The organism is Variovorax sp. dw_954 (assembly GCF_018449755.1).
GTDB lineage: Bacteria > Pseudomonadota > Gammaproteobacteria > Burkholderiales > Burkholderiaceae_C > Variovorax.
On the sequence record NZ_JAAVVD010000007.1, the window covers coordinates 1 to 17,151 of the forward strand.

The window sequence follows — 17,151 nt, forward strand, 5'->3', positions numbered from 1 at the left end:
CGTGGACCCCGCGAAACGCGAGCACCGCAGGGGAGTCGCGCAGCGACCGTCACAGTGAAGGCGACCGGAGGGCATGGTCTGCCGGGCGCTCCCCGGGAAGCACGAGGACGGCACGCCAGTTGCTTGCCTCGAAGCGCCTCAATCCAGAAGGAGCCAAACCATGAACCGCAACGACGTCACCGAAAAGATCATCACCGTCAAGGTAGCCAAGGGCATCCAGTGGGCCGATGTCGCGAAGAAAGTCGGCCTGTCGAAGGAATGGGTGACGGCCGCCTGCCTCGGCCAGATGACGCTCGACGCCGCGCAAGCCAAGATCGTCGGCAAGATCTTCGGCCTCAGCGCCGAGGAGCAGAAGTGGTTGCAGGTCGTGCCGTACAAGGGCTCGCTGCCCACCGCCGTGCCGACCGACCCGCTGATCTACCGCTGGTACGAGATGGTCAGCGTCTACGGAACCACGATCAAGGAACTGATCCACGAGGAATTTGGCGACGGCATCATGAGCGCGATCGACTTCAGCATGAACATCACGCGCACGCCCGATCCGAAGGGCGACCGCGTCAACGTGGTGCTGTCGGGGAAGTTCCTGCCGTACAAGACCTACTGACGAAGGAGCCTTCCTGGCCGGCGCGGGTCAGGATGCCTTCGGCACCTCCCGCATGCTCCCGATCACGCCGCCCCTGGGCAGCATCAGCGCCAGCACGATCGTTCCCACGCTGGTCAGCAACAAGGCGACGAAGGTGAGATGCAGTGCGCCGCCGAGCGCCAGCCGTGTCACCGAATCGGCCGCGGCCTGCACGGTCGATTCGCGCAACAGGTGGCGAAGCTGGTCCTCGGGAATCGACTGGCCGCCATGCAGCCGCGCCAGGCCGAAGTTGAACACCGCGCCGAAGAACGCCGCGCCGAGCGCGCTGCCGAGGTTGCGCGAGAACACGTTGGAGGCCGTGGCGATGCCGCGCTGGGCCACGTCCACCGACTCCTGGATGATGATCAGCGAGCACAGGCTCACGAGGCCCATGCCCAGGCCCAGCAGGAAGGAACCCACGCCGGCCAGCATCGGCGGATGGCCAGGCTCCAGCAGCGCGAACACCGCGGTGCCCAGCGGCAGCAGCACTCCGCCCACGATCATCAGGCGCCACAGCCCGAAGCGCAGGAAGGTACGCGATGCCAGCGTCGCGCCGATGGGCCAGCCCAGCGTAACCATCGTGAGCATCAGGCCCGCGACCACGGGCGTCTGCCCGAGCACCACCTGCACGTACATCGGCACGAAGCTGGTCGCGCCCATCAGCGCCATGCCGCCGAGCAGCGCGGAGCCATTGAGCGTCGCCATCACGCGCGTGCCCCACAGCCGCAGCGACACCATCGGATCGGCGGCGCGCCGCTCCTGCGCGATGAACAGCAAGGCGACGACGGCGAACAGGCCGGCCCAGGCCCATGCCACGCCGGGCTGGCCCAGGCCGAACTCGGTGAGACAGATCATCAGCGCCGCGATGCCCACGGTGAAGAGGATCGCGCCGGGGATGTCGATCGACGCGCGGCGGACTGCGGGAGTCTCGTGCAGGAACCACCAGAAACCGGCCGCGGCCGCGATGCCGATCGGCACGTTGATCCAGAAGATCCAGCCCCACGAGAAGTTGCTCACGATCAGCCCGCCCGCCAGCGGCCCCAGCACCGACGACGCAGCCCATACGCTGGCGAGGTAGCCCTGCACCTTGCCGCGTTCGCGCGCCGGGTACAGGTCGCCGACGATCGTGAGCGCCATGGGCTGGACCGCGCCGGCGCCGATGCCCTGCAGCAGGCGGAAGGCGATCATGGCCGGCATCGACCATGCGAAGCCGCAAAGCACCGAGCCCGTGAGGAAGATCGCGATGCCCGTCAGCATCACCGGCTTGCGGCCGTAGAGATCGGAGAGCTTGCCGAAAACCACCGTCATCGCGGTCTGCGCGAGCAGGAAGGATGCGAAGACCCAGCTGTAGAGGCCGAGGCCGCCGAGGTCGGAAGCGATGCGGGGCATCACGGTGGAGACGATGGTGGCCTCGATCGCGACCATGGCCATCGAGGCCATGACCGCGGCGATGACCAGCGGACGGTGGGTGTTCTTTTTCATGGAGATGCGCGTGGAATGCAGCGCTGGATGATCGGCGAACGGCCTCGCCCGTGCCGGGGTGGGGTCAAGGCCCGCGCGCCGCCCTGCCGCCCTTGACGCCGGCGCCGCGGACTTCGAGCCGGATCTCGTCAAGCACCGTGCCCTGCGCATCGGTCAGCTGCACGACATGACGGCCGGGCCAGGGCAGCCATTGCACGCTGTTCTCGCGCGAGAAGGGCTTGCCGTCCATGCGCCAGCGGACTGAGCGGCCGGTGGCCTCGAAGCTCACGCGCTGGCGGTTGGGCGGGATGTCCGGATCGAGCGCGAGGATGGTGCCGTCGGCCGGTGCGGTGATGCGCGCCGCTGCCCTGTCGCCCGTGGCGGGCTCGATCGCGAACAGCGCTTGTTCGGTGCCTGGCAGGAACCATTCGCTGCGCGCCGCCTCCAGCGGCCCGGCGTCGGCGTCGGCGTCGGCGTCGGCGTCGGCGTCGGCGCTGGCGCCGAACGTGACCTTCGCCTGCACCAGGCCGGCCGGCGGCGATGGCGCGCGGCTGGGTTCGTGCCGGTGCAGGAAGCCCATCAGGTCGGCCCACACCGGCGCCGCGCCGCTGGTGCCGCTCACGTCCCGCATCGGCGCGCCGCTGGCATTGCCGACCCACACGCCGACCGTGTAGCGCTGCGACCAGCCGATGGCCCAGTTGTCGCGCATGTCCTTGCTGGTGCCGGTCTTGACGGCCGTCCAGAAACGGGTGCCCAGCACGCTGTCCAGGCCGAAGGTGCGCGCACGCGCATTGGCGTCGCTGAGGATGTCCCCCACGATGAAGGCCGCGCCCTCGTCGATCGCCTGCCGGCCCTGGACGGCGCCCGGCTGGGCCTGCACCACGTCCCGCGTCGGGCTGTAGCGGCCACCGTTGGCGAGTGTTCGGTACCCGTTCGTCAACGCCAGCAGGGACACCTCCGCACTCCCCAGCGCCAGGCTGTAGCCGTAATAGTCGCCGCTCTCGCGCAGCGGCAAGCCCGCCGCGCGCAACTGGCGCGCGAACGCCTCGGGCGACACCATCACCAGCGTGCGTACGGCCGGCACGTTGAGCGACGAGGCGAGCGCGGTGCGCACCGACACATGGCCCTTGAACAGCCGGTCGTAGTTCTGCGGGATGTAGAGACCGCTGGCCGTGCTGATCTGCGCCGATGAATCGTCCAGCAGCGATGCGGCCGTGAGCCGCCGCTCGGCAATCGCCTGCGCGTAGAGCAGCGGCTTCAGCGTGGAGCCGGGTTGGCGCTGCGCCAGCACGCCATCGACCTCGGCCGCCTGGCTCAGCGGCCCCGACGAGCCGACCCATGCCAGCACTTCGCCGTTGGCGTTGTCGAGCACGACCAGTGCGCCGTCCTCCACCTCGCGACCGCGCAATTCGCGCAGGTGTCGCTGCAAGGCGCCGAGCGCGAAGCGTTGCAGCGGCGCGCGCAAGGTCGTGCGGATGCTCTCTGCGCCATTCGCGTTGTTCGCGACGCGGCGCCCGAGGTGCGGTGCGATGCCTTCGCTCGAATCGAACACGCGGCGCTGCAGGGCCGCGCTGGCGAACATGTCCATCGCGTCGCAGTCGGCCTGGCGGAGATCCGGGCCCGTCTGTTCCATCGTTCGCAGCAGCTCGCAGGCCCGTTGCGCCACCTGCGCTGGCTTGGCGTTGGGCGCGCGAACCAGTGCCGCGGCCAGTGCGGCCTCGCGCGCGTCGAGCCCGCTCGGCGCCTTGCCGAACAGCGTCCGCGACAAGGCGTCGATGCCGACCACTTCACCGCGGAACGGCACGGTGTTGAGGTAGGCCTCGAGGATCTGGTCCTTGCGCCAGGTGCGCTCCAGTCGCTGCGCATCGAGGGTCTGGCCGACTTTCTGCGACAGGCTGCGCCCGCCCGCGCCCTGGCGCAGGTCTTCATCGAGCAGGCCGGCCAGTTGCATGGTGATGGTCGATGCGCCACGCGTGCGCGTGTTCCAGAGATTGCCCCACGCGGCCGCCGACACGGCGCGCCAGTCGACACCGCTGTGCTCATGGAAGCGCTTGTCTTCCGACAGCAGCATCGCGCTGCGCAAGGCGGGCGACACGTCAGGCAGCGCCACCCATTGCCCGCGCCGCACGGTGGCGTCGGTGCGCACGCGCTGCAGCAGCTCGCCATCGCGGTCGAGTACGCGCACGTCGGAGGGATGGAAGTCGCGCCGCACCTCGTCGAAGGCCGGCACCGCCTGCGCGTGCGGCACCGTCATCGCCAACAGGATGGCGATGGCGATCAACGGCAATGGACGGCGGCTCGGGGGAGGACGCATGGGTCTGGGGACTACTCGAATACGGGCAGATGCGGCGTTGTTGCGCGCGGGCCCGGCGGCCATTGTGAAGGCTGTGAAAGAAAAGGAAACACCATGAAGAAAACAGTTCTCTTGCTGGCCGCAGCGGCCATCACCGCCTTGTCGGGATGCGTCGCCGTGCCCTACGACGCGGGCTACTCGCGCGCCGAGCCGCCGCCTCATGCACGCGGCCGCGGTGATCGTGACCGCGACGGCGACGGCGTGCCCAATCGCTACGACCGGGCGCCGGACAATCCCGCGTATCGCTGAAGCGGGATGTCGCGCGCCTGATGCCCGGCCTTGCCACGCCGGGCCGCTGAACCTATCGTGAGGCTCCATCAACGCATCTCACGAATCGGAGCCTCACATGCCCAAGGGTTACTGGATCGCGCGCGTCGACGTCTCCGACCCGGAGCAATACAAGGCCTACATCGCGGCCAATGCGGAGCCGTTCCGCAAGTACGGCGCGCACTTCCTCGTGCGTGCCGGCCCGTTCGAGAATCCCGAAGGTATCAGCCGCTCGCGCAACGTCGTGATCGAGTTCCCGTCGCACCAGGCCGCCCTCGATTGCTGGAAATCGCCGGAGTACCAGGCGGCCCTCAAGCTGCGCACCTCGGTCTCGACCCTCGACCTCGTGATCATCGAAGGCTACGAGGGGCCGCAACCGGGCGACACGAAGGCGTAGGCCGTCGACTCACGGCCTGGCGACAGCGAAAAGAATCACCTTCAGGCGCGTTCGCCGAAGCGCGCGGCCGACCGGGCCTTGGCTCGCTGCGCCTCGACTTCCCGGTCACGCGGCTCGGCCGTGGTCACGAGCGACCGGATCAGCGTCCGCGCCGTGGCCGCCACTTCCTCCACGGCGCGGTCGAAGGCCTCGGTGTTGCTTTTCGATGGCACGGTGAAGCCGCTCAGCTTGCGGATGAACTGCAGCGAGGCGTCGCGGATTTCCTGCTCGGTGGCCGGCGGCTCGAAATTGAAAAGCGTTCGGATGTTCCTGCACATGCGCGTGCTCCCGGTGCGTCTGGTGGGTCTACTGGCTGCCGATCCGCGTCATGCAATCAGGGCCGGTGAAGCCCGCCTTGCATTCGGTGAGCACGGCCGGCCGTTTGGTGGTCGACGTGGCCTGAAGGCTGGCGCCCGCTGACCCGGCCGCCGCCACGTAGAGGATCTTGCTCTTGCCGTTGCCGCAGGTGCCGACCACGCGGCCGGGCTCGCTGGATGCGGCATCGGCGATGGTCAAGGTGAAGCTGGCGATGCCGCCTGCCTTGATCTTCTGGTCGATCTCGGCCTTGAGTTCGTCGCAGGAGAGCGCGTGGCTCGACGCGGATGCGGCGAGGAGGGCGATGAAGAGTGCAATCAGCCTGGTCATGGCTTTCCCTGTGGAGTGGTCTGGATGTCTCGCACCACGTCGGCGAGCCGATCCAGATTTTGCTCGTTCGCCTCGACCACGACGTGGGCCACGCGATCGCGTTCCTCCGGCGTGTCGAAGGCCTGGCGCCAAGTGACCAGGGTGCGCTGGCCCTGGTCTGCCAGGTCGATCGTCAGGATGAAGTGGTGGGGGGAGGCGATGTGCTCGATCACCACGCGTTTCAGCGGCACGATGTCGGCGAAGGTGTTCTCGTTCGGATAGTCGGTGCCGTCCGGGCCGTGCAGCGTGAAGCGCCACGCGCCGCCCTTGCGAAAGTCGAAACCGCGGAAGGTGCTGGAGAAGCCCCGGGGCCCCCACCAGCGTGCGAGGTGCTCGGGGTGGCTGATGGCGCTGAACACCAACTCGCGCGGCGCATCGATCAGGCGCGTGTGCAGGAAATCGCGAGGCGCGGGGCGCGCATAGCTCACCGTCAGCATCTCCCACTGGTGGCCGTCGGGCACGTTCCAGTAGACCATCCGGCCGCCGTATTCGGTGTTGATCTGCATGTTCATCGGGCCGGTCACCGTGCTGCGGTAGGGGATGCCCGCGGCCTGGATGCGGCCGAGGATCGCGTCGAACTGCGCCTCGCTCACGCGGAAGCAGAAGTGATGGATGGGGAAGTCTTCATCGGTATCGATGAAGTCGAGCGTCAGGCCATCGTTGACGAATACCGGGGAGAAGGGGCCGAGGGAGGTCTCCGCCCAGGGGACGCCGAGCAGTTCGGCCAGTTGCCTTGCCGATGCGAGCTTGTGGCGCGTGGGGACGATGGTGTGGTCGAGTTGGATGGGCATCGTGGGTCTCCTTGTGTTGCGGGTCCGGTGGGACCCGCACTCTGGCTTCCGGGGCTCTCGCGACGTAGGTGCCAGGCCCTTTTCAGCTCGCCCCGTCCAGCACCAGCTGCGTCTGCGTGATCACCGCGCACAGCTTGCCGTCAGCGTTCTTGATCGTGGTCTGCCAGACCATCGTCGTGCGGCCCCGGTGCAGCGCCAGGCTCTCGCCGGTGACCACCGTGCCGACACGGGCCCCCGCGATGAACTTGGTGCTGGAATCGGTGGTCGTCGTCTTCTTGCCAGGTGCGAGGTTCAGCACCGTGCCGACGGCGCCCAGCGTGTCGGCGAATGCCATGTAGGCGCCGCCATGCAGGATGCCGCCGGAGGTGCACAGGTCGGGCCGGACTTCCATCGTCGCGAGCACGCGCTCGGGCGCGACCTCGGCGAGCTTGACGCCCATGAGGCCCGGGAACACCGGGTCCAGGAATTTCTGCAGCGTGGCAAGGTCGAGCATCAGGTCTCCTCGGTGAATAGCAGGCGGGTCATGAAAGCGCTGTGCGGGTCTTCGACATAGTCGCCGAAGGGCGGGCAGTAAGTGAAGCCAAAGCTGGCGTACAACTTGTGCGCGGGCTGGAAGGTCGCGATGGGCCCGGTCTCCAGGCTCAGGCGAGCGTAAGAGCGTCGGCGTGCTTCCTCGATGATCTGTGCGAGCAAGGCGCGGCCGGCGCCCTTGCGTCGGTGGGCCTCGGGCGTGCGCATGGACTTGATCTCGCCGTGCGTCGGGCTCAATTCCTTGAGTGCGCCGCAGCCCAGCAGCGCGTCGCCCGACCAGGCCGTCCAGAAGGTGATGTCGGGCTGGCGCAGCGCGTCGAGGTCCAGCGCGTGCACGCTCTCGGGCGGCGAGATCGCCCGCATGTTGCGCAGGTGCTCGTCGAGCAGGGCATGGATCTCAGGGCCGCGAAGGTCGTCGATTCGGATGTGCATCGGTCAGGTGTCTTCCAGATACCCGCGCCGCGACGCCTGCCCCTGGTCCTCGAAGATCGCCATGGCCGTCGTCATGCGCCGGAAGCCGAGTGATTGATAGAACGACTCCTTGCCCGGCACCGAATACAGGAGGATCTTCCGGTGCCCTTTTGAAAGGTCCACCAGCTTCGACAACATCTGCCGCCCGAGGCCCATGCCCTGATGCGTTGGCAACAGGGCTACGTCGCAGATGTACGAGCAGTCGGCGCCATCCGCGAGCGCCCGGCCCGCGCCGACCAGCCGGCCGTCATCGCGCACGAAGCAACGGAACATGCTGTGCGTGAATACACCCTGGAGCCAGTCCGGCCGCTTGTCGCCAAGCGGTGCGGCACGGTAGAGCGCCGAGAGTTCATCCCAGTCGATGTCGTCGATCGAATGCGACCAGACCAATGCCACGAATTGCCTCGATTGAAAGCGTTTTGGAGCCAGCCGCGTTTATAGCAAGCCGGCCCTTGCGCCGTCGCGAGGGTGAGGCCCGGTCGGCGATCTCGACCATCCCGGGCCCGAAGTTTTCGCGCCTTCTTCAGTAGGCTTGCCCCAACTGCTCCAGGATCGCCGGATTCTCCAGCGTCGACGTGTCCTGGGTCGAAGTCTCCCCCTTGGCCACGGAGCGCAGCAGCCGCCGCATGATCTTCCCGCTGCGCGTCTTGGGCAGGTTCTCCGCGAAGCGGATGTCCTTCGGCTTGGCAATCGGGCCGATCTCGCGGGCGATCCAGCTGCGCAGTTCGGCCGCGACGGCGGCGGCCTCCTTGCCGGCGGGCAACGCGCCCTTGAGCACGACGAAGGCGCAGATCGCCTCGCCCGTGGTGTCGTCGGGGCGGCCCACCACGGCGGCTTCCGCCACGAGCTTGGTGCACGACACCAGCGCCGATTCGATCTCCGTCGTGCCCATGCGGTGGCCGCTGACGTTCAGCACGTCGTCGATGCGGCCGGTGATGGTGAAGTTGCCGGTCACGGCGTCGCGAATCGCGCCGTCGCCGGCGAGGTAGTAGCGGCCCTGGAAGTCCTGCGGGTAGTAGCTGGACTTGTAGCGCTCCGGGTCGCCCCAGACGTTGCGGATCATCGCGGGCCAGGGTTTCTTCACGACCAGGATGCCGCCCTGGCCCCAAGGGACCGGGTTGCCGGCTTCGTCGACCACGTCGGCGCTGATGCCGGGGAAGGGCAGGCTGCAGGAGCCGGGCACCAGGTCGTGCGCGCCGGGCAGCGGCGTGATCATGTGGCCGCCGGTCTCGGTCTGCCAGAAGGTGTCGACGATGGGGCAGCGGCCGCCGCCGATGTGCTGGTGGTACCACTCCCAGGCGGCCGGGTTGATCGGCTCGCCGACCGAGCCGAGGATGCGCAGGCTCGACAGGTCGTAGTTGCGCGGGTGTGCCGTTGGCGTGCTTTCCGCGGCCTTGATGAGCGAGCGGATGGCCGTGGGCGCGGTGTAGAAAACGGTGACCAGGTGGTCCTGGATCATCCGCCAGAAGCGGCCGGCATCCGGGTAGGTGGGCACGCCTTCGAACACTACCTCGGTCGCGCCGAGCGCGAGCGGCCCGTAGGCGATGTAGGTGTGGCCGGTGACCCAGCCGATGTCGGCAGTGCACCAGAACACGTCTTCCGGCTTGAGGTCGAATGTCCATTTGCAGGTCAGCGCGGCATGCAGCAGGTAGCCGCCGGTCGAGTGCTGAACGCCCTTGGGCTTGCCGGTGGAACCGGAGGTGTAGAGCAGGAACAGCGGATGCTCCGCGCTCACCCACTCGGGCTCGCAGGTCGCCGGCTGCACGGCCAGCAGGTCTGCGATCCACAGGTCGCGCGGCGCCGTGAACGGCACGTCGGCGCCGGTGCGCCGCGTGACCAGCACATGCCGCACGCTGTCGCAGCCGCCCAGCGCCAGCGCTTCGTCGACCACGACCTTGAGCGGAAGCTGCTTGCCGCCACGCACCTGCTGGTCGGCCGTGAGCACCGCCACCGCGCCGGTGTCGGCGATGCGGTCGCGCAGCGCCTGCGAGGAGAAGCCGCCGAACACCACCGAATGGATCGCGCCAATGCGTGCGCAGGCCTGCATCGCCACCACGCCGTCGATCGACATCGACATGTAGATGACCACGCGGTCGCCCTTCTTCACGCCGAGCGAGCGCAGTGCGTTGGCGGTGCGGCAGGTGCGTTCCAGCAGGTCCGCGTAAGTCACGTGGGTCACGGCGCCGTCGTCGGCCTCGAAGATGAGTGCCGTCTTCTGGCCGAGGCCGCGCTCGATGTTGCGGTCCAGGCAGTTGTAGGAGGCGTTGAGCGTGCCGTCCTCGAACCACTTGAAGAAGGGCGCGTTGCTGCTGTCCAGCACCGTCGTGAACGGCGTCTTCCAGGTGATGAACTCGCGCGCCAGGCGGGCCCAGTAGGCCTCGTGGTCGGCCTCGGCCTCGGCCACCAGGCTGTCGTAGGCGGCGCGGCCGGAGACATGCGCGTTGCGCACGATTTCGTTCGAGGGCGGGTAGGTCGCGGGGGTTGCGACGGCTGTCGTTGCGAGGTCCATGATGTGTTCCTTGAAGCGTTCAACAATGGAACCGGAGCATGCGCGGTGAACTTTGCAGCAGTCGGCTCGAAATATGACGAATGTTTGCAGGGCTCCGCTGGGCTATAAATCGAATGTTGGCGATCGCGTCATCGACGCACGGCTGGGAGACAACTTGAGAGACAACGAATTCGCCGCCGCGGAGACGGCCCCGCTGGCGCGCTACCAGACCCTGCAGGCCGGGCTCGACCTGCTCGACCAGGGCCTGTCGATCTTCGACGCCGACCTGCGGCTGGTGGCGTGGAACCGCGCTTACGAGCGGCTGCTGGACTTCCCCCAGGGCATGGCGCGCATGGGAACGCCCTTCGAGACCTTCATCCGCTACAACGCCCGGCGCGGCGAATACGGCCCTGGCGACCCCGAGGCGCTGGTGGCCGAGCGCGTGGCCGCGGCCCGTACCTTCATGGGGCACGACCTCGAGCGCACCCGCCCGGACGGCTGCGTGCTCCACATCCATGGCGAGCCGCTGCCCGGCCACGGCTTCGTCACGCTGTATTCCGACGTCACCGCGCAGCGCCGCGCGGAGCGCACGATCCGGCAGCAGAACGCCGAACTGGAAACCCGCGTGGTGGCGCGCACCGCCGAACTGGTCAGCAGCGAACAGCGCATGCGGCTGGTGATGGACTCCATCCCGGCGCTGGTGGCGTACTTCGATCGGCGTCGGGTGTACAACTATCTCAACCGCGGCTACCACGGGTGGTTCGGCATCGACACCACGCGGCCGGAGACCGTCAGCGCCAGGGCCTTCCTCGGCGACGAGGTCTACGCCCTGGTCAAGCCTCACGTACTTCGCGCGGTCGCGGGCGAATCCGTCACCTTCGAGTACGAACTGGTCATCCACACCGGTGAGCGGCGGGCCGTGCGCACCTCGCTCGTCCCTGAATTCGCGAGCGACGGCACGGTGGCCGGCTGCTTCGAGCTGACCTTCGACATCACCGAGCAGCGGCGCGCGCAGGAGTTGCTGGCGCGCACCCAGAAGCTGGAAGCGCTGGGCCACCTCACGGGCGGGCTGGCGCACGATTTCAACAACATCCTGACCGTCGTGATCGGCAATCTCGCGGCCTTGAAGGACGCGTACCCCGACGACCCCAACGTGCCCGAATACATCCAGCCCGCGCTCGATGCCTCGCGGCGCGGCGCCGACCTGGTCAAGGGGCTGATGCGCTTCGCGCGCCGCCAGCCCTTGCAGGCAGGGGCGGTGGACGCGGCGACGGTGCTGCGCGCGGTCGAAGGGCTGGTCCGGCATTCCTTGCCCGAACGCATCCACCTGGGTGTCGACGTGGAGGCACAGTCGCTCGGCATCTGGATCGACGCGGCCCAGCTCGAACAGGCCATTCTCAACATGGTGCTGAATGCGCGCGATGCCATGCCGTCCGGCGGCCAGGTCACGCTGCGCGCGCGGCCGGCGCACCTGGATGCCGATGCTGCCGCCGCGCTCCAGACCACGCCGGGCGACTGCGTGCGAATCGACGTGCAGGACAACGGTTGCGGCATGGACGCCCGCACCATGGCCCACATGTTCGAGCCCTTCTTCACCACCAAGCAGCCGGGCAGCGGCACCGGGCTGGGCATGGCGATGGTCTATGGCTTCGTCAAGCAGTCGGGCGGCGCGATCGACGTGCGCAGCGAGCCGGGATGCGGCACCACCATCTCGCTCTGGCTGCCGGCGAGCGAGCGCCCTGGCCTCGACCGCCCCGCGCCGGCCGGCGCACCGGAGGCCCCGGGGCGGCGTGGCCTCGCGCTGCTGGTGGACGACGATGCGCAGGTCCGCCGCGTGGTGCGGCGCACCCTGCTCGACATGGGCTATGCGGTGCTGGAGGCCGACAGCGGCGTCGAGGCGCTGGCCCTGCTGCGGCAGACCTCCGACATCGCGCTGCTGCTGTCCGACGTGGCGATGCCGGGCGGCGTCGACGGGCGCGAAGTCGCGGCCACCGCGCGCCAGCTGCACCTGGCGCAGGCCGTGGTGCTGATGAGCGGCAATGCCGCCGGCGACCATGCCGTGACCGGCGTGCCATGGCTGGTCAAGCCCTTCACTCCGGCGCAACTGGCCGATGCGATCGAGGCAAGCAGAGCATGAGCACGCACGTCACCCTTCCGCCGCGCGACGAAAGCGCACCCCGGTCCCTGATCTTCGTGGTCGAGGACGACCCGGCCGTGACCAAGCTGGTGCTCAACGCGCTGACGGAATTCGGCTTCAACGCCGAAGGCTTCCAGACCGGCACCAGCATGCTGCGCCGCATGCAGACCGAACAGCCCGACCTGTGCATCGTCGACCTCGGCCTGCCGGACATGGACGGCATCGACCTGGTGCGCCGCATCACGACGCAGACCAGCGCCGGCGTGCTGATCCTCACCGGGCGCGGCCACACGGCCGACCGCGTGATGGGCCTGGAACTGGGCGGCGACGACTACATGACCAAGCCCTTCGAATCGCGCGAACTGGTGGCGCGGGTGCGCAGCATCCTGCGGCGGCGTATGTCGTCGAACGGCACGTCCGGCGCGCAGCAGCGGCGCTATGCCAGCTTCCTGGGCTGGCGAATCGATTGCGCGGCCAACATACTGCGCTCGCCGGACGGCAGCGAGCACCTGCTGGGCACCGCCGAGACGCAGGTGCTGCGCTGCTTCGTCGAGCGGCCGCACCAGATCCTCACGCGCGAGCAGTTGATGGGCGCGCGCGACCTGCTGCCGACCGACCGCAGCATCGACGTGCGCATCTCGCGCCTGCGCCGCAAGATCGAAGTTGATCCGCATGATCCGGTCATCATCAAGACGGTTTACGGCGCGGGCTACATGTTCGCGGCGGCCGTGACTTGGGCTTGAAATAGAACCCGAGGATCGGGCGATCGGACCGCCGAACAGGGCGGGAATTCGCCCGAGAAGTACCACCAATGTGACGAATCTTTGCGTCCATCCCCGGGGCTGAAGGCGGCGACCCAGAATCGCGCCGAATCCACCCATCAACGGAGACAAACGCATGCTCGATCCCGCCGTCCAGAAGATCCAGTCGAATCCCAAGTACCTCGAGCTGCGACGAAAACGCAATGCCTTCGGATGGTTGCTGGCCGCGTTGATGATGGTCGTCTACTACGGCTACATCGCGCTCATCGCGTTCAACAAGCCCTTCCTGGCGCAACCGATCGGCAAGGGCGTCACCTCCATCGGCATACCGATCGGCTTGGGCGTGATCGTCTTCACCATCGTCATCACGGCGATCTACATCCGTCGCGCCAACGGCGAGTTCGACCGCCTGACCGCGGAAATCATCGAGGAAGCGAAGCCATGAGCCGCCATTGCGTCAAATCATTCGCAACCGCTGCGGCGTTGCTGCTCGGCGCCGGCGCGGCGATGGCCGCGGGCGGCGACGTCGGGCAGGCGGACAAGCAACCGACCAACTGGATCGCCATCGGCATGTTCATGGCCTTCGTGGTGTTGACGCTGTTCATTACCAAGTGGGCGGCGGGCAGGACCAAGTCGGCTTCCGACTTCTACACGGCCGGCGGCGGCATCACCGGCTTCCAGAACGGCCTGGCGATCGCGGGCGACTACATGTCGGCGGCATCCTTCCTCGGCATCTCGGCCGCGGTGATGGCGACCGGCTACGACGGGTTGATCTATTCGATCGGCTTCCTGGTCGGCTGGCCGGTCATCACCTTCCTGATGGCGGAGCGCCTGCGCAACCTCGGCAAGTTCACCTTCGCCGACGTGGCGGGCTACCGCTTCCAGCCCGGTCCGATCCGCGCCTTCGCGGCCTCCGGCACCCTGGTGGTGGTGGCGTTCTACCTGATCGCCCAGATGGTCGGTGCGGGGCAACTCATCAAGCTGCTGTTTGGTCTCGACTACATCGTGGCGGTGGTGATCGTCGGCGTACTGATGATGGTGTACGTGCTCTTCGGCGGCATGACCGCGACCACGTGGGTGCAGATCATCAAGGCGGTGATGCTGCTCGCCGGCGTGACCTTCATGGCGATCATGGTGCTGGCGCAGTTCAACTTCAGCCCCGAGGCGCTGTTCGCCAAGTCGGTGGAAGTGCGCACGCAGATCGCGGCCAACGGCGGCAAGAGTCCCGAGGAGGCCGCGGCCATCGGGCTCAGCATCATGGGGCCGGGCGGATTCGTGAAGGACCCGATCTCGGCCATCTCCTTCGGCATGGCGCTGATGTTCGGCACAGCCGGCCTGCCGCACATCCTGATGCGCTTCTTCACCGTGCCCGATGCCAAGCAGGCGCGCAAGTCGGTGTTCTGGGCGACGACGTGGATCGGCTACTTCTACCTGCTGATCTTCATCATCGGCTTCGGCGCGATCACGCTGGTGCTGACCAACCCCGAGTTCGCGGACGTGGCAACCGGCACCATCAAGGGCGGCGGCGGGGCGGCCAACATGGCGGCCGTGCTGGTGGCCAAGTCGGTGGGCGGCAACGTGTTCTTCGGCTTCATCTCGGCGGTGGCCTTCGCGACCATCCTCGCGGTGGTTGCGGGCCTGACGCTGTCGGGTGCATCGGCCGTCTCGCACGACATCTACGCGACGCTGGTCAAGAAGGGCAAGGCCGACAGCGCCGCCGAACTGAAGGTGTCGCGCATCACGACCGTCTGCCTGGGTGTCGTGGCCGTGCTGCTGGGCATCGCCTTCGAGAAGCAGAACATCGCGTTCATGGTGTCGCTGGCCTTCGCGGTGGCCGCGTCGGCCAACTTCCCGGTGCTGTTCATGTCGGTGCTGTGGAAAGACTGCACCACGCGCGGCGCGGTGATCGGCGGGTTCCTGGGGTTGATCTCGTCGGTTGCGCTGACAGTGGTTTCGCCTTCGGTGTGGGAGGCGACGCTGGGGTATCCCAAGGGCTCGGCGCTGTTCCCGTATGCCTCGCCGGCGCTGTTCTCGATGACCATCGGCTTCGTGGGCATCTGGCTGTTCTCGGTGCTGGACCGCAGCAAGCAGGCCCAGCAGGAGCGCGCGGCGTTTCCGGCGCAGCAGGTCAGGTCGGAGACGGGGCTGGGGGCTTCGTCGGCGTCCGGGCATTGAGGGCGGCGAGCGCGGAGCAGTCGCGGGGCTGCTCCGCTTTTTTCAGCCTGCCGTGAACCCGAAGTTGATGGCGCGTTCACCCGTCTGCACGCAACGCTGGTAGTAGGCCAGGATGTCGCGGGTTACCGGGTCCACCTTGGTGTTTCGCAGCAGGACTGGCAGTTCGGTCGCTGCGAAGACCTTGTCGTCCTTCGTTACTTTCGAGCCGATTGCGAAGGACACGCTTCCCACCGCGTTGGCCGCGAAGATGCCGGACAACGCGCGCCAGGCGATGAAGCCGTTTTCCTTCCACGGCGCCAGGGCGTCGAGTGCCTTGACCCATGCCAGCAGGTTCGGATGCGGCTGGCCGGGGCACAGGATGCGTGCCAGCACATCCGGCAGCATCTGCTTGGAGGCGAAGGCCGGATTCGTTCTCTTGAGCGCCTCGAGGTCCTTCCACATCGGCCGCATGAATTCGCCGGCATAGAGCACCGTCGCGTTCGGCGGCGCGGCAATCTGCGAACGGGCGGACGGATTCTTCTGCAGGTAGCTCAATAGCTCGCGCGTAGGGGGAAGCAGGGACATGAAACCTCCATGGGGCTTGACCGAGCATGCGCGAGAAACGGCCGCTCGGGATCACCCGGAGGAGGGAGGGAGGGCGGGCCGTGGCAGGCACGTCCGGCACGCGACATGGGGCGCCCTCACGTTCGATGCAACGGGACGAGTGCGGGCCATTGCAGGCTCTCAAGTCGGAATGCTTTCAAGCGTCGAAGCGAATCGCGACGCTGGACATCGTTAGCACCCTGGGGCCGAAACTCGAGATGTTGGTGAGCGTCGCGTTGTGGTGCTGGATGACTTGCCGGGGCGTCACGAATGCATTGCCCTCGGTCGTGTGTGCGTCCGCTACCAGCAGGACCGGATAGCCCAACGCGAGGGCGCGGCGCGTTGTCGTGTCGACGCAGAACTCGGTGTGCATGCCGCAGATGACCAGCTCGACGACATCGCGTTCCTTCAAGGCGGCTTCCAGCCCGGTCCGCAGGAAGGAGTCGGGCGTGGTCTTGCGAATGCGAAGGTCGGCGGGTTCCGCGTGAAGCCCTTGCGCGAGTTGCCACTCGCGCGTTTCGTGTTTCAAGAGGCTGTCGTCTTCATGCTGGATGAAGACCACCGGAACGCCCGCTGCCCGGGCCTTGGCGGAAACCGCGTTGATCCTGTCGATGACAAGCGCCGATTCAAAGGCGTTGTGTTCGCCTTCGCACAAGCCTTGTTGCACGTCGATGATGAGAAGTGCCATGTTGCTCATGGTGAGGAAGTGCTGAAGAACGAGTAGGTCGCCTTGTACTTCGCGGGAACGTCAACCGGCTGGATCTTGCCGGCGAGCGAAAGTACGAGGAGCGATGAAACAACGAAGCCGACCAGCATCGGCAGCGCGACCGACAGGCGACGAATACGCGGAGATGTGGACTTCAAGTGCCAGTAGACCGCGCAACCGATGTGCGTGAACAGCGCCAGGACGGCGAAGAAGTAATAGGGCGCGAAGAAGAACTGGTACGGCGGAACATGGAACCCCGCCGCGGAAAAATAGAAGTTCGTGTCGAGGTCCAGCACCGTGCGCGCAAACAGCACGGCACCCACGTGAATGAGCAGGAAAGACGCGAGGACGGCACCGGAGAGGGCCTGCAACCATGCGACCGCGCCTTTCCGTTGCTTCCAGCCGCGAACCAAGAGCCAAAGCCCGCTGCAGACCTGGGCCGCGACGCACAGCAGCAGGAGCACTTCAACCGCGGGCTGCCGGTAGATGACGCGCGCGGCTTTCATGAACTCGATGTGCGCGGGCACGCCGGCAAGCGAGACGAGATGATTCGCGAGATGCAGGCATGCAAACGCCGCGATGACGATCGCCGAAGTCTTGTGCAGGGAGCGTACGGTCATGACGTCAGGCTCGGGGGAGATCGCCCCCGAATTCGCAACGATGCAAAGCTGATCGTTGAGGTGCAA

Annotated in this window: 19 protein-coding genes; 7 read left to right on the forward strand and 12 right to left on the reverse strand. The window is 67.3% G+C overall.

Going from position 1 to position 17,151, the window contains the following annotated elements; translation table 11 throughout:
* Positions 1-160 precede the first annotated feature (160 nt).
* Complete coding sequence (gene cynS, locus HB681_RS12895) at positions 161-604, forward strand: cyanase (RefSeq protein WP_213955232.1); 444 nt, start codon at positions 161-163, stop codon at positions 602-604.
* 27 nt (positions 605-631) lie between these two features.
* Here cynS and HB681_RS12900 read toward each other — a convergent pair whose 3' ends face one another.
* Together HB681_RS12900 and pbpC are read right to left on the reverse strand one after the other, a co-directional pair.
* A complete protein-coding gene (locus tag HB681_RS12900) occupies positions 632-2,104 on the reverse strand; it encodes an MDR family MFS transporter (protein ID WP_213955233.1) in 1,473 nt (490 codons plus the stop codon).
* Positions 2,105-2,168: 64 nt separating this feature from the next.
* Positions 2,169-4,337 carry a penicillin-binding protein 1C gene (gene pbpC, locus HB681_RS12905; protein ID WP_256734936.1) on the reverse strand — a complete coding sequence of 723 codons (2,169 nt, stop codon included), beginning with the start codon at positions 4,335-4,337 and terminating at the stop codon, positions 2,169-2,171.
* A 153-nt stretch (positions 4,338-4,490) separates the two neighbouring features.
* Here pbpC and HB681_RS12910 point away from each other — a divergent pair, with 153 nt between their 5' ends.
* Together HB681_RS12910 and HB681_RS12915 are read left to right on the forward strand one after the other, a co-directional pair.
* Positions 4,491-4,685, forward strand: a complete 195-nt coding sequence (locus tag HB681_RS12910; protein ID WP_213955235.1) for a hypothetical protein — start codon at positions 4,491-4,493, stop codon at positions 4,683-4,685.
* A gap of 97 nt (positions 4,686-4,782) precedes the next feature.
* Complete coding sequence (locus tag HB681_RS12915; RefSeq protein ID WP_213955236.1) at positions 4,783-5,100, forward strand: DUF1330 domain-containing protein; 318 nt, start codon at positions 4,783-4,785, stop codon at positions 5,098-5,100.
* A 41-nt stretch (positions 5,101-5,141) separates the two neighbouring features.
* Here the strand turns inward: HB681_RS12915 and HB681_RS12920 are convergent, their stop codons facing one another.
* The 7 genes from HB681_RS12920 to acs form a co-directional block, all read right to left on the reverse strand.
* Positions 5,142-5,417, reverse strand: coding sequence for a DUF2277 domain-containing protein (locus HB681_RS12920; protein ID WP_213955237.1), 276 nt, complete (start codon positions 5,415-5,417; stop codon positions 5,142-5,144).
* A gap of 28 nt (positions 5,418-5,445) precedes the next feature.
* Positions 5,446-5,784, reverse strand: a complete 339-nt coding sequence (locus HB681_RS12925) for a DUF1161 domain-containing protein (RefSeq protein WP_213955238.1) — start codon at positions 5,782-5,784, stop codon at positions 5,446-5,448.
* Complete coding sequence (locus HB681_RS38075) at positions 5,781-6,614, reverse strand: SRPBCC domain-containing protein (protein ID WP_256353896.1); 834 nt, start codon at positions 6,612-6,614, stop codon at positions 5,781-5,783. The genes HB681_RS12925 and HB681_RS38075 overlap by 4 nt, the downstream gene beginning before the upstream one ends.
* Before the next feature lie 82 nt (positions 6,615-6,696).
* On the reverse strand, positions 6,697-7,107 hold the full coding sequence (locus HB681_RS12940; protein ID WP_213955239.1) for a PaaI family thioesterase: 411 nt from the start codon (positions 7,105-7,107) through the stop codon (positions 6,697-6,699).
* Positions 7,107-7,577: a GNAT family N-acetyltransferase gene (locus HB681_RS12945; RefSeq protein WP_213955240.1), complete on the reverse strand. Its 471-nt coding sequence runs from the start codon at positions 7,575-7,577 to the stop codon at positions 7,107-7,109. Before HB681_RS12945 ends, HB681_RS12940 begins: the two co-directional genes overlap by 1 nt.
* A 3-nt stretch (positions 7,578-7,580) precedes the next feature.
* Positions 7,581-8,012 (reverse strand): GNAT family N-acetyltransferase, encoded by a 432-nt coding sequence (locus HB681_RS12950; protein ID WP_213955241.1) that lies wholly within the window; start codon positions 8,010-8,012, stop codon positions 7,581-7,583.
* A gap of 127 nt (positions 8,013-8,139) precedes the next feature.
* On the reverse strand, positions 8,140-10,125 hold the full coding sequence (gene acs, locus HB681_RS12955; RefSeq protein WP_213955242.1) for an acetate--CoA ligase: 1,986 nt from the start codon (positions 10,123-10,125) through the stop codon (positions 8,140-8,142).
* Positions 10,126-10,279: 154 nt separating this feature from the next.
* Between acs and HB681_RS12960 the strand changes: the two genes are divergently transcribed.
* From HB681_RS12960 to HB681_RS12975, 4 genes are all read left to right on the forward strand, one after another.
* Complete coding sequence (locus HB681_RS12960) at positions 10,280-12,241, forward strand: PAS-domain containing protein (protein WP_256353897.1); 1,962 nt, start codon at positions 10,280-10,282, stop codon at positions 12,239-12,241.
* The gene (locus tag HB681_RS12965; protein WP_213955244.1) at positions 12,238-12,984 is read left to right on the forward strand and encodes a response regulator transcription factor; all 747 of its coding nucleotides are present in this window, start codon (positions 12,238-12,240) and stop codon (positions 12,982-12,984) included. Before HB681_RS12960 ends, HB681_RS12965 begins: the two co-directional genes overlap by 4 nt.
* Positions 12,985-13,138: 154 nt before the next feature.
* Positions 13,139-13,447 (forward strand): DUF485 domain-containing protein, encoded by a 309-nt coding sequence (locus HB681_RS12970; RefSeq protein WP_213955245.1) that lies wholly within the window; start codon positions 13,139-13,141, stop codon positions 13,445-13,447.
* Positions 13,444-15,177 (forward strand): cation acetate symporter, encoded by a 1,734-nt coding sequence (locus HB681_RS12975; protein ID WP_213955246.1) that lies wholly within the window; start codon positions 13,444-13,446, stop codon positions 15,175-15,177. Before HB681_RS12970 ends, HB681_RS12975 begins: the two co-directional genes overlap by 4 nt.
* Positions 15,178-15,219: 42 nt before the next feature.
* On the opposite strand, the gene HB681_RS12980 is transcribed toward HB681_RS12975, so the two are convergent.
* From HB681_RS12980 to HB681_RS12990, 3 genes are all read right to left on the reverse strand, one after another.
* Positions 15,220-15,741, reverse strand: a complete 522-nt coding sequence (locus tag HB681_RS12980) for a hypothetical protein (protein ID WP_213955247.1) — start codon at positions 15,739-15,741, stop codon at positions 15,220-15,222.
* Between the two features lie 175 nt (positions 15,742-15,916).
* Positions 15,917-16,447 (reverse strand): cysteine hydrolase family protein, encoded by a 531-nt coding sequence (locus tag HB681_RS12985; protein WP_256353898.1) that lies wholly within the window; start codon positions 16,445-16,447, stop codon positions 15,917-15,919.
* 5 nt (positions 16,448-16,452) lie between these two features.
* A complete protein-coding gene (locus HB681_RS12990; RefSeq protein ID WP_213955249.1) occupies positions 16,453-17,151 on the reverse strand; it encodes a hypothetical protein in 699 nt (232 codons plus the stop codon).